General features: G+C 27.1%; 12 protein-coding genes. 11 read left to right on the top strand and 1 reads right to left on the bottom strand.

The genetic code is table 11. The annotated features are described in order from the left end of the window. Nucleotides 1-34 precede the first annotated feature (34 nt). Nucleotides 35-706: a 7-carboxy-7-deazaguanine synthase QueE gene (gene queE / locus CRV12_RS03025; RefSeq protein ID WP_136131168.1), complete on the top strand. Its 672-nt coding sequence runs from the start codon at nucleotides 35-37 to the stop codon at nucleotides 704-706. A gap of 200 nt (nucleotides 707-906) precedes the next feature. On the opposite strand, the gene queD is transcribed toward queE, so the two are convergent. Next, the gene (queD, locus tag CRV12_RS03020; RefSeq protein WP_136131167.1) at nucleotides 907-1,266 is read right to left on the bottom strand and encodes a 6-carboxytetrahydropterin synthase QueD; all 360 of its coding nucleotides are present in this window, start codon (nucleotides 1,264-1,266) and stop codon (nucleotides 907-909) included. A 255-nt stretch (nucleotides 1,267-1,521) separates the two neighbouring features. Between queD and cysJ the strand changes: the two genes are divergently transcribed. The 10 genes from cysJ to rpoS all read left to right on the top strand — a co-directional run bounded on the left by cysJ (nucleotide 1,522) and on the right by rpoS (nucleotide 13,561). Further along, complete coding sequence (cysJ, locus tag CRV12_RS03015; RefSeq protein ID WP_136131166.1) at nucleotides 1,522-3,321, top strand: NADPH-dependent assimilatory sulfite reductase flavoprotein subunit; 1,800 nt, start codon at nucleotides 1,522-1,524, stop codon at nucleotides 3,319-3,321. Beyond that, a complete protein-coding gene (cysI, locus tag CRV12_RS03010; RefSeq protein WP_136131165.1) occupies nucleotides 3,321-5,036 on the top strand; it encodes an assimilatory sulfite reductase (NADPH) hemoprotein subunit in 1,716 nt (571 codons plus the stop codon). The genes cysJ and cysI overlap by 1 nt, the downstream gene beginning before the upstream one ends. A gap of 5 nt (nucleotides 5,037-5,041) precedes the next feature. Continuing rightward, a complete protein-coding gene (gene cysH, locus CRV12_RS03005) occupies nucleotides 5,042-5,776 on the top strand; it encodes a phosphoadenosine phosphosulfate reductase (protein WP_136131164.1) in 735 nt (244 codons plus the stop codon). Nucleotides 5,777-5,948: 172 nt separating this feature from the next. Next, complete coding sequence (cysG, locus tag CRV12_RS03000; protein ID WP_136131163.1) at nucleotides 5,949-7,364, top strand: siroheme synthase CysG; 1,416 nt, start codon at nucleotides 5,949-5,951, stop codon at nucleotides 7,362-7,364. A gap of 9 nt (nucleotides 7,365-7,373) precedes the next feature. After that, complete coding sequence (gene cysD, locus CRV12_RS02995; RefSeq protein ID WP_136131162.1) at nucleotides 7,374-8,282, top strand: sulfate adenylyltransferase subunit CysD; 909 nt, start codon at nucleotides 7,374-7,376, stop codon at nucleotides 8,280-8,282. Between the two features lie 10 nt (nucleotides 8,283-8,292). Beyond that, nucleotides 8,293-9,723, top strand: coding sequence for a sulfate adenylyltransferase subunit CysN (gene cysN / locus CRV12_RS02990; RefSeq protein ID WP_136131161.1), 1,431 nt, complete (start codon nucleotides 8,293-8,295; stop codon nucleotides 9,721-9,723). Between the two features lie 2 nt (nucleotides 9,724-9,725). After that, complete coding sequence (gene cysC / locus CRV12_RS02985; protein ID WP_420022063.1) at nucleotides 9,726-10,325, top strand: adenylyl-sulfate kinase; 600 nt, start codon at nucleotides 9,726-9,728, stop codon at nucleotides 10,323-10,325. A 164-nt stretch (nucleotides 10,326-10,489) separates the two neighbouring features. Beyond that, on the top strand, nucleotides 10,490-11,209 hold the full coding sequence (ispD, locus tag CRV12_RS02980) for a 2-C-methyl-D-erythritol 4-phosphate cytidylyltransferase (protein ID WP_136131201.1): 720 nt from the start codon (nucleotides 10,490-10,492) through the stop codon (nucleotides 11,207-11,209). After that, nucleotides 11,209-11,682 carry a 2-C-methyl-D-erythritol 2,4-cyclodiphosphate synthase gene (gene ispF, locus CRV12_RS02975; protein ID WP_136131159.1) on the top strand — a complete coding sequence of 158 codons (474 nt, stop codon included), beginning with the start codon at nucleotides 11,209-11,211 and terminating at the stop codon, nucleotides 11,680-11,682. The genes ispD and ispF overlap by 1 nt, the downstream gene beginning before the upstream one ends. A gap of 877 nt (nucleotides 11,683-12,559) precedes the next feature. Beyond that, on the top strand, nucleotides 12,560-13,561 hold the full coding sequence (rpoS, locus tag CRV12_RS02970; protein WP_136131158.1) for an RNA polymerase sigma factor RpoS: 1,002 nt from the start codon (nucleotides 12,560-12,562) through the stop codon (nucleotides 13,559-13,561). Nucleotides 13,562-13,624: the final 63 nt, after the last annotated feature.

The following is a 13,624-nucleotide window of genomic DNA, read 5'->3' as shown; positions in this document are numbered from 1 at the left end:
AACAAACACTATTTTTGTTATATCAAAGTAAATAATGATTTATTCAATTAACGAAGTATTTCATACTATACAAGGAGAAGGTTTTTATACAGGTATTCCAGCTATTTTTATTCGTTTTCAAGGATGTACTATACATTGTAGATGGTGTGATACTAAATATACCTGGAAAAAGTTAAAAAATAAAACAGGTTTGTTAAAAGATATTTTATTTAAAGATAAAGAAAATAATATTTGGTGTAATGTAGATTGTTTAACTTTAGTACAGACAATAAAACAACAAAAATGGAATACAAATCATATAGTTATTACAGGAGGTGAACCTTCAATTTTTGATCTTCGTCCATTAACAATCGCTTTAGAAAAAGATGGATTTTACTGTCAATTAGAAACTAGTGGTACTTATAAAATTTATTGTTCAAAAAATACTTGGGTGACTGTTTCACCAAAATTAAATACACATAATGGTAATAAAATATTAATGCAAGCAATTAATAGATCTAATGAAATTAAATTTATTATAGAAAGAGAAAGTGATATTAATATTTTAGATACATTATTATCAAATATAAAAAATAATAAAAAGCGGATTATTTCTTTACAACCTGTTAGTTGTAGTAATACAGCAACTAATATTTGCATACAATATTGTCTAATACGCAATTGGCATCTATCCATTCAAGTACATAAGTACCTGAATGTTAAATGATATTTAGAACTATTCGATCAAATATAACACTTATAATCTAAATAAATTATAAGTGTTATAAAGTATTAAATAATTACAATATAATTTTATTATTAAAATTATATTGTATGTTTATTATGATTAAAACCTTTTAGATATATTAAAATTAAATATAAATTTATAAATTAATCTCTTTTTAATAAAAGGATAATATCATGATATTATCCTCTATATATACATCCTGATGTACATGTTTCTTTTATTATAACTGCACTTAAAATAGGGAAATTTGGTTTTGTTTTATTCCAAATCCATTTTGCTAATATTTCACTCGTAGGATTTTCTAATCCTGGTATTTCATTGAGATAATGATGATCGAGGATTTTTAAAATTGGCTGAAACACATTTTTTATTTCAGAAAAATCTACTACCCATCCTGTATTCTTGTTTATTTCTCCAGTAATTTCTAATTTTACTACAAATGAATGTCCATGTATCCTGCTACATTTATGTTCAATAGGAACATAAGGTAGAGAATGTGCTGCTTCAAATTTGAATTGTTTAAATAATGTTATTGACATGTATGATACTTATCTTGTTAATAGTAATTGATGCTAAATATAATTATTATATGTTAAAAATTTAATTGCATAATATATAATTAAATATCTGTGAATACAATTATTCAGATAATTAATAGTAAATTATTTTATTAACATTTTAGTTATTTAATATATTTAAGGCTTATTTAAATATTAAATTTTAATTTGCTAATTTTAATTTTATTATATCAAACTTTGCAATTAAATTTAATAAATAGTGAAGCTTTTAATTCAATGAATAATAAATCACTAACTTCAAATATTACAACTCCAATTAACTTAGAACAATTAAATCAATTAAATTCAATTATAAAAGATTTATCAGATAACCAGCTACTATGGGTTTCAGGTTACTTATGGGGTGTAGTTAATCAAAATATAAATAAAAAAACAAATATAATTATACAACAAGAAATATCAACTATAACAATTCTATCCGCATCACAAACTGGTAATGCTAGAAAAATATCAGAATGGCTTTATAAAGAACTTCAATTAAATACATTTAATGTAAATTTGATTAATGCAGGTAATTATAAGTTTAAAAAGATTAATCAAGAAAAAATATTATTGCTTATAATCTCTACTCAAGGTGCAGGTGAACCTCCAGAAGAAGCAGCGGCATTATATAAATTTTTAATGTCAAAAAGAGCTCCAAAAATGAACAGTACTTATTTCGCAGTATTTGGTTTAGGAGATAGTTCTTATGAATTTTTTAGTCAAGCAGGAAAAGATTTTGATCATAGGTTTGCAATATTAGGTGCAAAACGTTTAATTGATAGAGTTGATGCTGATATTGACTACGAAGATAAAATAAAAATATGGTTTAATTTGTTAAAAAAAAATCTTAAGAACAAAATAAAAAACAACTGTTTAGATCAAAAAAAAGAAAATTTAATAAACCAACAAAAAATACATATTAATAATTACAACAGAAAAAATCCTTTCAATGCTTTTTGTTTATTAAATCAAAAAATTACAGGCCGCAATTCAGATAAAGATGTTCGTCATATTGAAATTGATATAAATAATTCCAAAATGGTTTATCATCCAGGTGATTCAATCGGTATATGGTATGAAAATGATGATAATTTGATTACAGAAATATTAAATTTTATTTGTTTAAAGGGTGAAGAAACTGTTAAAGTTAATGATAATATTATATCGATTAAAGAAGCTTTAAAAAATCATTACGATTTAACAAAAAATAGCAGTAAAATAGTTGAAAGATACGCTATTTTAACACATGATAAAAATTTATTGTCTATCATACATGATAGACATAAATTACATAAATATGTAAGTAATTATCCAATTGTAGATATGATGCGTTTAACACCTGTTAAATTAACAGCAGAACAGTTAACCAAAATATTACGTCCTCTAACCCCCAGACTATATTCTATTGCTTCTGCACAATCTGAAGTTGAAAACGAAATACATATTACCGTTAATATAGTTAATTTTAAAATTGATGATTATATTCGCGGTGGTGGTGCATCTACTTGGCTATCTAATCGCATAGAAGAAGATAATATGAGGGTTTTTATTGAAAGCAACAACAATTTTCGATTGCCACTAGATAAAACAGTACCAATAATCATGATTTGTACTGGTACTGGTATTGCTCCCTTTCGTGCATTTATGCAACAACGTGCATATGATAATGCTTCTGGTAAAAATTGGTTGTTTTTTGGTAATCCTCGTTTTACAGAAGATTTTCTATATCAAATAGAATGGCAAGAGTATGTAAAAAAAGGTTTTTTAAATAAAATCAATCTAGCATGGTCACGTGATCAATCTGAAAAAATTTATATACAAGATAAAATTCGTATTAACGGTATGGATATATGGTATTGGATTAAAGAAGGTGCATATATTTATGTTTGTGGAAATGCTAATAATATGGCGAAAGATGTTGAAAAAGTGTTATTAGAACTTATTGTTAATTATGGTAAAATGAGCATTGAAAAAGCTGAACATTTCTTAAGTGAATTACGTATTCAACACCGTTATCAACGAGACATTTACTAATGACTGCAAATTTTTTAGAAAATCCTTTAATTATTAAGGGAAAATTAGAAGACGCGGAACGCGTAAAAGAACAAAGTAATTACTTACGTGGTACTATTGTACAAGATCTTGAAAACGAAATAACTGGTGGTTTTAGTGGAGATAATTTTCTATTAATTCGTTTTCATGGTATGTATCAACAAGATAATAGAGATATTAGAACTGAACGTATAAAACAAAAATTAGAACCATTACATTCTGTAATGCTTCGTTGTCGATTACCTGGGGGAATTATTTCATCACAACAATGGCTAGCTATTGATGCATTCGCTAATGATAAAACTATTTACGGCAGCATTCGTTTAACGAATCGTCAAACGTTTCAATTGCATGGCATTCTTAAAAAGAATATTAAACTAAGTCATAAAATATTGCATCAAATAGGTCTAGATTCATTAGCTACCGCTAACGATGTGAATCGTAATGTACTCTGTACTTCAAATCCTCTTGAATCAAAATTGCATCAAAAAGTTTATAATTTAGCAAAAAAACTTTCTGAACATTTATTACCTCGTACTAAAGCTTATGCAGAAATTTGGTTAGATAATAAAATGATAGATACAACAGATGTAGAACCTATCTTAGGTAAAACATATTTACCTAGAAAATTTAAAACTACAATAGTCATTCCTCCCTATAACGATGTTGATTTACATGCAAATGACCTTAATTTTATAACTATTATACAACATGGTAAATTAATTGGTTTTAATGTATTGATAGGAGGTGGTTTATCGATAGAACATGGTAATAAAGATACTTATCCTCGTACCGCTACTGATTTTGGTTACATTTCAGTTGACAATATACTAGAAGTAGCTACTGCAGTTGTTACCATTCAACGTGATTGGGGTAATAGAAGTAATCGCAAAAATGCCAGAACAAAATATACGTTAGATCGTGTAGGTATTGAAAAGTTTAAAAAAGAGATAGAAATACGTGCTAATATGGAGTTTAAACCAAGTTACCCTTATAAAATAATTAGTCGTGGTGATAGAATTGGTTGGATCAAAGGTATAGATAACAAATGGCACTTAACTGTATTTATTGAAAATGGGCGTATCCTTGATTATCCAGGATATCATTTAAAAACAGGTATTAATGAAATAGCAAAATTTCATAACGGTAATTTTCTTTTAACTGCCAATCAAAATCTAATTATCACTGGTATATCAGAAGACAAAAAACAGAAAATAGAATCAATTGCATACAGATATGGATTAATAAATAATATATCTTTGCAGAGAAAAAATTCAATGGCTTGTGTATCATTTCCTACATGTCCTTTAGCTATGGCAGAAGCTGAACGTTTTCTGCCAAGTTTTGTAACGAAAATTGAAAATATCATGCAATCTTATGGTGTAGGAGATAAATATATAATATTACGTGTTACTGGTTGTCCTAATGGTTGTGGACGTGCTATGTTGGCTGAAATTGGTTTAGTAGGAAAAGCAATCGGTCGCTATAATTTACATATTGGAGGTAACAGGATAGGTACAAGAATTGCACGAATGTATCGTGAAAATATCAATGAAACTGAAATCATTGCTACTATTTCTGAATTAATAGAACAATGGTCTAAAGAAAGCTATCATGAAGAAGATTTTGGTGATTTTGTAATAAGAGTTGGAATAATAAAACCAGTATTAAATCCAGCAAATGATTTTTGGGAATAAAATAAATGCTTCAATTAGATCTTTCAGTGTTTAATAAAATACCACAAGCAGAGTGTAAAAAAAAATTAGATGATATTAATATACAATTAGAAACTATTGTAGCGAAAGATCGTATTATTTGGGCGTTAGAAAATTTACCAGGTACATATGCATTGTCTTCTAGTTTTGGTATTCAATCTGCTGTTTCTTTACATTTAATTACAAGTTTAAAACCTAATATTCCAATAGTACTAATAGATACTGGATATTTATTTCCGGAAACATATCAATTTATTGATGAATTGGTTGATAAACTTAATTTAAATTTACATATTTTTCGATCTGAAATTTCACCAGCTTGGCAAGAAATGCGTTATGGTAAATTATGGACACAAGGTATAAAAGGTATTAATAAATATAATCTGATAAACAAAATAAAACCTATGAATTATGCTATTAAATCTTTAGGTATAAAAACTTGGTTTTCCGGATTAAGGCGTACTCAATCCATTAGTAGATCAGATTTATCTATATTACAAATTCAACGTGGTATTTTTAAAGTATTGCCTATTATAGACTGGGATAATCGACAAGTTCATAAATATTTGAAAAAGTATAACCTGAAATATCATCCTTTGTGGGATAGAGGTTACTTATCAGTAGGTGATGTACATATGACACAACCTTGGAAACCAGGTATGAAAGAAGAAGAAACACGTTTTTTTGGAATAAAGCGTGAATGCGGGATTCACGAAGATTAAAATCCTATTTATTAATAATGTATTAGGATTATTTGAATTAAAGTATCTCATCAATTTAGGATATTCCCATTTATTCTCTTCAGTAACTACTAATGCTAATTCATCATTTAATTTCAATAAATACATATAAGTATAATTTAAATTAACAAAATATTTTAATATTAAGGTTAAAGTGAATTATTTACCTATTTTTGTTAATTTAAATTGTCGTCCAGTCTTAGTAATTGGTGGAGGAATTATTGCTAAAAGAAAAATTGAACAATTACATCGTGCTGGTGCACATATAAAAATAGTTGCTAGTAATATTTGTAATGAACTAAGAAAATTAATAACAATATATAACATCGAATGGATATCTACTAAATTTGATCCTATACAAATAGATAAAGTATTTTTAGTAATAGCAGCAACTAATGATAACGTTCTTAATAAAAAAATTTATCAAGAGGCTAATATTAGATATAAATTAGTTAATATAGTAGATGATAAATCTAATTGTAATTTTATATTTCCTGCTATTGTCAATCGTTCTCCAATATTAATAGCAATATCTTCAAGTGCAACATCTCCTGTACTTGCAAGAATATTACGTGAAAAATTAGAAGCCTTATTACCTAAAAATATTAGCGAAATAGCATTAATAGCAGGTCAATATAGAAAAAAAATTAAAGAACGTTTTACCTATTTATCAGACAGACGTCGTTTTTGGGAACGTATGTTTAATGGAGCATTTATTTATCAAATATCGCAAGGCAATTTAAATAAAGCAAAATTTATTTTACATAATGAATTACAAAACAAATTAGATAATCAAGGAAAAATTGCCCTGGTAGGTGCTGGACCCGGAGATAGTAGTTTATTAACTTTACGTGCATTACAGATAATCCAATTAGCTGATGTAGTACTATATGATAATTTAGTTAGTAAAGAAGTATTAGAATTAGTACGTAGAGATGCTGATCTTATCAGTGTAGGCAAAAGTTTCGGTGCCCATATTGTGTCACAACAAGAAATTAATGTAATGTTAGTAAAGTTAGCATTGCAAGGTAAATATGTAGTTAGATTAAAAGGTGGAGATCCATTTATTTTCGGTAGAGGGGGTGAAGAACTTCAAGCTGCAAAAAAAGCTGGTATTCCATTTCAAGTTGTTCCTGGAATAACAGCAGCTATAGGTGCTACTGTTTATGCGGGCATTCCTTTAACTCATCGTGATTATGCACATAGTGTAGTATTTATTACAGGTCATTGTAATTTAAAGAAAAATATTATTAATATTGATTACTCCATGCAAAAACGACAAACATTAGTAATTTATATGGGTACTATAAAAGCAAGCGAAATTAGTAGTGTTTTAATCGACAAAGGTTTTGTCAAATCTACTCCTGTGGCTGTTATTAGTAAAGGAACAAGCAATGATCAGCAAGTGTTAATTGGTACTCTAGAACAATTAGGATCATTAGCAGCATCTGCATTTACTCCGGCGCTCATAGTAATTGGAGATGTAGTTAGTCTTCATAAACAGTTAGCTTGGTTTGATGGCATCGTTCAATATAAACTTCGTGAATCTTCTATTATTAATTTATCATGAGGCAATAGCATGGATTTTAAGAAACTAAATCATATATATCAATTAGAAGCAGAAAGCATATATATAATTCGAGAAGTGATAGCAGAATTTGTAAATCCGGTAATGATGTATTCTATCGGTAAAGATTCTTCTGTGATGTTACATTTAGCACAAAAAGCTTTTTATCCCTCGACTATTCCGTTTCCTTTATTGCATATAGATACTGGTTGGAAATTTAATGAAATGTATGATTTTCGTGATCGTACTACAAATTCAATAGGAGCTGAGTTAATAGTATATCGCAATATAAAAGGTGTGGAAATGGGTATAAATCCTTTTATACATGGTAGTACAAAATATACTGATATTATGAAAACAGATGCACTAAAACAAGCATTAAATAAGTATAAATTTGATGCAGCATTTGGGGGTGCACGCCGTGATGAAGAAATGTCTAGAGCAAAAGAGCGTATTTATTCTTTTAGGGATAGATTTCATCGTTGGGATCCAAAAAATCAGCGACCTGAAATGTGGAATAATTATAATGGACAAATTAATAAAGGTGAAAATATTAGAGTATTCCCTTTGTCTAATTGGACTGAGTTAGATATTTGGCAATATATTCTTTTAGAAAAAATTGAAATTGTACCACTTTATTTTTCTGCATTACGTCCTGTAATTAAAAGAGATAATATGCTTATTGTAATAAATGATAATAGAATTAATCTTAAAGAACATGAATTAATAGAAAAAATTATGGTACGTTTCCGTACACTAGGATGTTGGCCTGTAACTGGAGCTATTGAATCTAAAGCACAAACATTAGAAGATATTATAGAAGAGATATTGTTATATAAAACTAGTGAACGTAAAGATCGTTTAATTGACATAGATCAATCAAATTCAATGGAACAGAAAAAAAAACAAGGTTATTTTTAAGGAATATTATATGAGCACTATAGTTGAAGATACAAAGCAGATAATTAAAAAAGATAGCATAAAAGCTTGGTTATTTTCACAACAAAGTAAAGATTTATTACGTTTTCTTACATGTGGTAGTGTAGATGATGGTAAAAGTACTTTGATTGGTCGTTTATTACATGATTGTTGTTATATATATGAAGATCAATTATCATTACTTTATACTGATAGTAAACGTTATAATATTCAAGGTGAACAACTTAACTTAGCATTACTTGTTGATGGATTACAAGCTGAACGTGAACAAGGAATTACAATTGATGTAGCATATAGGTATTTTTCTACAGTAAAACGTAATTTTATTATTGCGGATACACCAGGACATGATCAATATACACGCAATATGGTAACAGGTGCATCAAATTGTCAACTAGCAATTATATTGGTAGACGCACGTAAAGGAATAATAGATCAAACTCGTCGTCATAGTTTCATATCTACTCTATTGAATATCAAACACTTAATAGTAGCTATTAATAAAATGGATTTAGTTAATTATAATTCAGACATATTTGATAATATCACACAAGAATATCTAAATTTTGCAAAAAAAATATCACAAAATTTAGATATAAATTTTGTTCCAATTTCAGCTCTTAGAGGTGATAATATAGTAGTTAAGAGTGAAAAAATGTCTTGGTATAATGGTTTTTCTTTGTTGGATATATTAGAAAATATCAATATAAATAATTGTATGAAAAACCAATCTATGCGTTTTCCAGTTCAATATGTGAATTATGTTAGAGCAGGTTTTCGTGGTTATTCTGGTACTTTAGCATCTGGAATTATAAAAGCTGGACAAAGTATTAGAGTACTTCCATCTGGTATTAAATCAACTATAGAACGCATTGTAACTTTTGATGGTGATTTAAAAGAAGCTACCGCAGGTAAAGCAATTACTTTAATTTTAAAAAAAGAAATTGATATTAGTAGAGGAGATTTAATTGTAGATGTTAATACTAATATCATGTCAGCAAAGTCTGCTATTGTTAATGTTGTGTGGATGTCAGAAAAATGTATGAAAGAACAGCAAAGTTATTACATTAAAATAGCTGGTAAAAAAGTCGTTATTCATGTAGAAAATATAATACATAAAATCGATATAAATTCTTTAGAAACATACAAAGTTAATAGCTTATCATTAAATAGTATTGGTTTAGTGAAAATACTTTTTGAGGAACCAATAGTTATAGACAGATATGATCAAAATCCAATAACTGGAGGTTTAATTTTTATAGACCGTATCAGTAATGCTACTACGGGTGCAGGAATGATTATCGAACCTAAATATGATTTGAATAATTACAAAGATAAATATAGCAATTTTGAAATAGAATTAAACTCTTTGGTGCGTAGCCATTTTCCACATTGGCATGTACGTGATTTATTGGCGAAATAAACATAATGCAACAAAATAAAAATACATTTTGGCGCCAGTATATTATTACTAGAGAATTAAGAGAAAAGAAAAATGGACATAAAGGAATATTATTATGGTTTACTGGACTATCTGGATCAGGCAAATCTACTATTGCATGTTATTTAGAACAAAAATTATACCAAATTGGTATTAACACTTATTTATTAGATGGCGACAACTTACGTCATGGATTATGCAGTGATCTTGGTTTTAATAATTTTGATCGTAAAGAAAACATACGTCGTGTAGGTGAAGTTGCAAAATTAATGGTAGATGCTGGTTTATTAGTTCTTGCTGCTTTTATTTCTCCTTGTCGGAAACAACGTAGAATTGTAAGAAATTTATTCAATAAAAATCAGTTTATTGAAATTTTTGTAAATACTCCTCTATCTATTTGTGAATCTAGAGATCCCAAAAAGTTATACAAACTAGCTCGTTCTGGAAAATTATTAAATTTTACTGGTATTGATAGTAGTTATGAAATTCCAGAGAAACCAGAAATTCAATTAAACGGTGAAGTACCAGTTAGCACATTAGTTGATAAGTTAATAAAATTCCTTAATAGTCGTAATATTATTTAATTTTAAATAAAATATATAAAAACTATTATAATAATATTTGATATTTCAGTATTAATTAATACAAACTTTTTTAATTAAACAATTTTATTAAAAGATATTGTTAAATTTAATGTTTGAAAAATCATTTGTTAACTATCAAAATAAAAATTACTACTATTGAAAAAATGAAAAATTTATTTAGTAAAAAAGATATTGTAGCTATAGTACCGGCTGCTGGTATTGGTAAACGTATGAAAATCAAATATCCAAAACAATATGTAATTATTGGTCAATATACTATTATTGAACACTGTATTCTTAACTTGCTTGCTAATCCTCATATTAAACAAATTATTGTTGTCTTAAATTATAATGATCAATATTTTTATAAACTACCTTTATCTCATAATAATCAAATAATATGTGTTATAGGCGGTAAAACTAGAGCTCAATCGGTATTATCAGGACTAAAGGCTGCATATGGTACTACAAATTGGGTATTAGTACATGATGCATCAAGACCTTGCTTACATATAAATGATCTAACTAATTTAATACAAATACGTGAAAAAAGTAATATTGGCGGTATTTTAGCTACACCTGTAGTTGATACACTAAAACTTAGTCAACATAATAAAAATATTATTAACAAAACAGTAAAACGCAAAAATTTATGGCGCGCTTTAACACCACAATTATTTTCTTATTCATTATTAAAATTTTGTTTAACAAAAACTTTAAAAGAAGGTATAAATGTTAACGATGAATCTTCTGCATTAGAATATTGCGGTTATTACCCTATGTTAATTCAAGGACGTAACGATAACATAAAAGTAACTTATCCAGAAGATATATTATTAGCAGAGTTTTATATTAATAAAAATTTTTCACAGGATATTAAATAATGCGTGTTGGTCATGGTTTTGATGTTCATGCTTTTGGTGGTGTTAAACCCCTTATTCTTGGAGGGGTAAATATAAATTTTAAATATGGCTTGATAGCACATTCTGATGGTGATGTTGTTTTACATTCACTAATCGATGCTCTTTTAGGAGCTTCTTCTATGGGAGATATAGGAAATTTATTTCCAGATGATAACTTACGTTTTAAAGGAATTAATAGTTGTTATTTATTGCGTGAAACTTGGAAATATATTGTTTTAAAAGGTTATTTTATAGGAAATATAGATTTAACAATAATAGCACAGGTTCCAAAACTTTTACCTTATATTAATCAAATGTGCATTAATATTTCAAAAAACCTTAATTGTCAAATAGATAAAGTGAATATTAAAGCTACTACAACTGAAAAATTAGGTTTTATAGGTCGTGGTGAAGGAATTGCATGTGAGGCAATAGTTTTGTTATTAAATAATTGATATCAATAAAAAATATTTTTATTATATTGTTTATCACTAGTTTTTTTCAGCTAATAATTTTTTATACGTCTTAATAATATATCATCTTTTTTATCAATGTAAATTTATTTATCATTTCAGACAAGCAGATTTTAAATACTATCTAATTAGTATTTTAATAATTTTTATATAAATTTATTAAAAAATTTATATAAAAAATCATATAAATTTTAATTCCAATAAAGTCTAACGATAACTATAATTAATAATTTAATAGTTATAGAATATTAATCACGATTACTTGTATTTAAAAAAAAATAATTATAAAATGAACTGGCGTATCATTTTATATAGATATAAATTATTAAACAAATTTAATCATAATTAACAGTCTAAATATTATAAAACATGTAAAATTTACATTAATAAAATAAAAAAAGCTTGTATTTAATTTTATTAAATACATTTGTTAGAATTTTATTAATTTAAAATATTTTTATTACAAAATGGATTGTTTAATACAATTAATTTTTTCTTAAAATATTGATGTAGATAAATTATATAGATAATTGATGTTGTAAAAATAAAATTATTAAATCGGTATTGTAAATTATTTATTTAATAAAGGATAATGTATTTATATTATGAATAATATTATGTTTACATAGTATCCTAAAAATTATTTGATGAATTATTGATAACCCTTAATCTTCTTTTAAGAATTATTAACAATAATATGGGTTAGAAAAATATAAAAATTAAGTTCTATAAGGATATTGCTATTATGAATAATTTAGTTAAAAGCCTAAAAGGAAAAATCCGTAAATCGTTGTTTTAATTATTACAGCGTTAATCGGGCAAAAATAGTTTTTTGCCTTACCACGGGTAGGACCTAGTTATGAGTCAGGATATACTTAAATTAAATAAAATACATGAACATCATGAACATATAGAGATTGAAGAAGTAATCAAAAGTGAAATTTTTGATGATAATAATTTTATTGAAACTGAATCAGGAGATGAAGAAATTCTTGAAGAAGAAATATTACCAGGAACTACTCAACGTATTTTAGATGCAACACAGCTATACCTTGGTGAAATAGGTTATTCTCCTTTGTTAACTGCAGAGGAAGAAATTTTATTTGCACGTCGTGCAATAAAGGGTGATGTTCCTTCTCGTCGTCGCATGATTGAAAGTAATTTGCGCTTAGTAGTTAAGATTGCTCGTCGTTATAGCAATAGAGGAATGGCATTACTAGACTTAATTGAAGAAGGTAATCTCGGTTTAATTCGTGCTGTGGAAAAATTTGATCCAGAACGTGGTTTTCGCTTTTCAACATATTCTACTTGGTGGATTCGTCAAACTATAGAAAGAGCAATTATGAACCAAACTCGTACTATTCGTTTACCTATTCATATTATGAAAGAACTAAATGTTTATTTACGTACCGCACGTGAACTTTCTCATCAGCTTGATCATGAACCAAGCGCAGAAGAAATTGCAGAGAAATTAGATAAACCAGTTGATGATGTAAATCGGATGTTAAAACTAAATGAACATATTACTTCAGTTGATATGCCTTTAGGTATAGATTCTGAAAAAGCATTGTTAGATGTTTTAGCAGATGAAAAGGATAATGGTCCTGAAAATGCTACTCAGGATGATGACATGAAGCAAAGTATTATTAAATGGTTATTTGAACTGAGTATTAAACAAAGAGAAGTGCTATCACGTCGTTTTGGTTTATTAGGATATGATGCATCGACTCTTGAAGATGTTGGTCGTGAAATTGGCTTAACTCGAGAAAGAGTTCGCCAAATTCAAGTCGAAGGGTTACGTCGTCTTCGTGAAATATTGCAATCTCATGGTCTTAATATTGAATCTTTATTTAGAACATAATATATTTAATTATTTTAATAACATATACATTATTGCATATATTATTTAAGTATTAACAATATA

Origin of the sequence: Candidatus Pantoea edessiphila (assembly GCF_002933315.1) — a bacterium.
In the GTDB taxonomy this organism is placed as follows: Bacteria; Pseudomonadota; Gammaproteobacteria; order Enterobacterales; family Enterobacteriaceae; genus Pantoea_C.
The sequence above is the reverse complement of the archived record's forward strand: the minus strand, read 5'-3'. Positions and strand labels throughout refer to the sequence as shown.

Bases quoted from the DNA above. Each gene is read 5' to 3' on its own strand.
- queE (WP_136131168.1), top strand. From the start codon at position 35: ATGATTTATTCAATTAACGAAGTATTTCATACTATACAAGGAGAAGGT.
- queD (WP_136131167.1), bottom strand. From the start codon at position 1,266: ATGTCAATAACATTATTTAAACAATTCAAATTTGAAGCAGCACATTCT.
- cysJ (WP_136131166.1), top strand. From the start codon at position 1,522: ATGAATAATAAATCACTAACTTCAAATATTACAACTCCAATTAACTTA.
- cysI (WP_136131165.1), top strand. From the start codon at position 3,321: ATGACTGCAAATTTTTTAGAAAATCCTTTAATTATTAAGGGAAAATTA.
- cysH (WP_136131164.1), top strand. From the start codon at position 5,042: ATGCTTCAATTAGATCTTTCAGTGTTTAATAAAATACCACAAGCAGAG.
- cysD (WP_136131162.1), top strand. From the start codon at position 7,374: ATGGATTTTAAGAAACTAAATCATATATATCAATTAGAAGCAGAAAGC.
- cysN (WP_136131161.1), top strand. From the start codon at position 8,293: ATGAGCACTATAGTTGAAGATACAAAGCAGATAATTAAAAAAGATAGC.
- ispD (WP_136131201.1), top strand. From the start codon at position 10,490: ATGAAAAATTTATTTAGTAAAAAAGATATTGTAGCTATAGTACCGGCT.
- ispF (WP_136131159.1), top strand. From the start codon at position 11,209: ATGCGTGTTGGTCATGGTTTTGATGTTCATGCTTTTGGTGGTGTTAAA.
- rpoS (WP_136131158.1), top strand. From the start codon at position 12,560: ATGAGTCAGGATATACTTAAATTAAATAAAATACATGAACATCATGAA.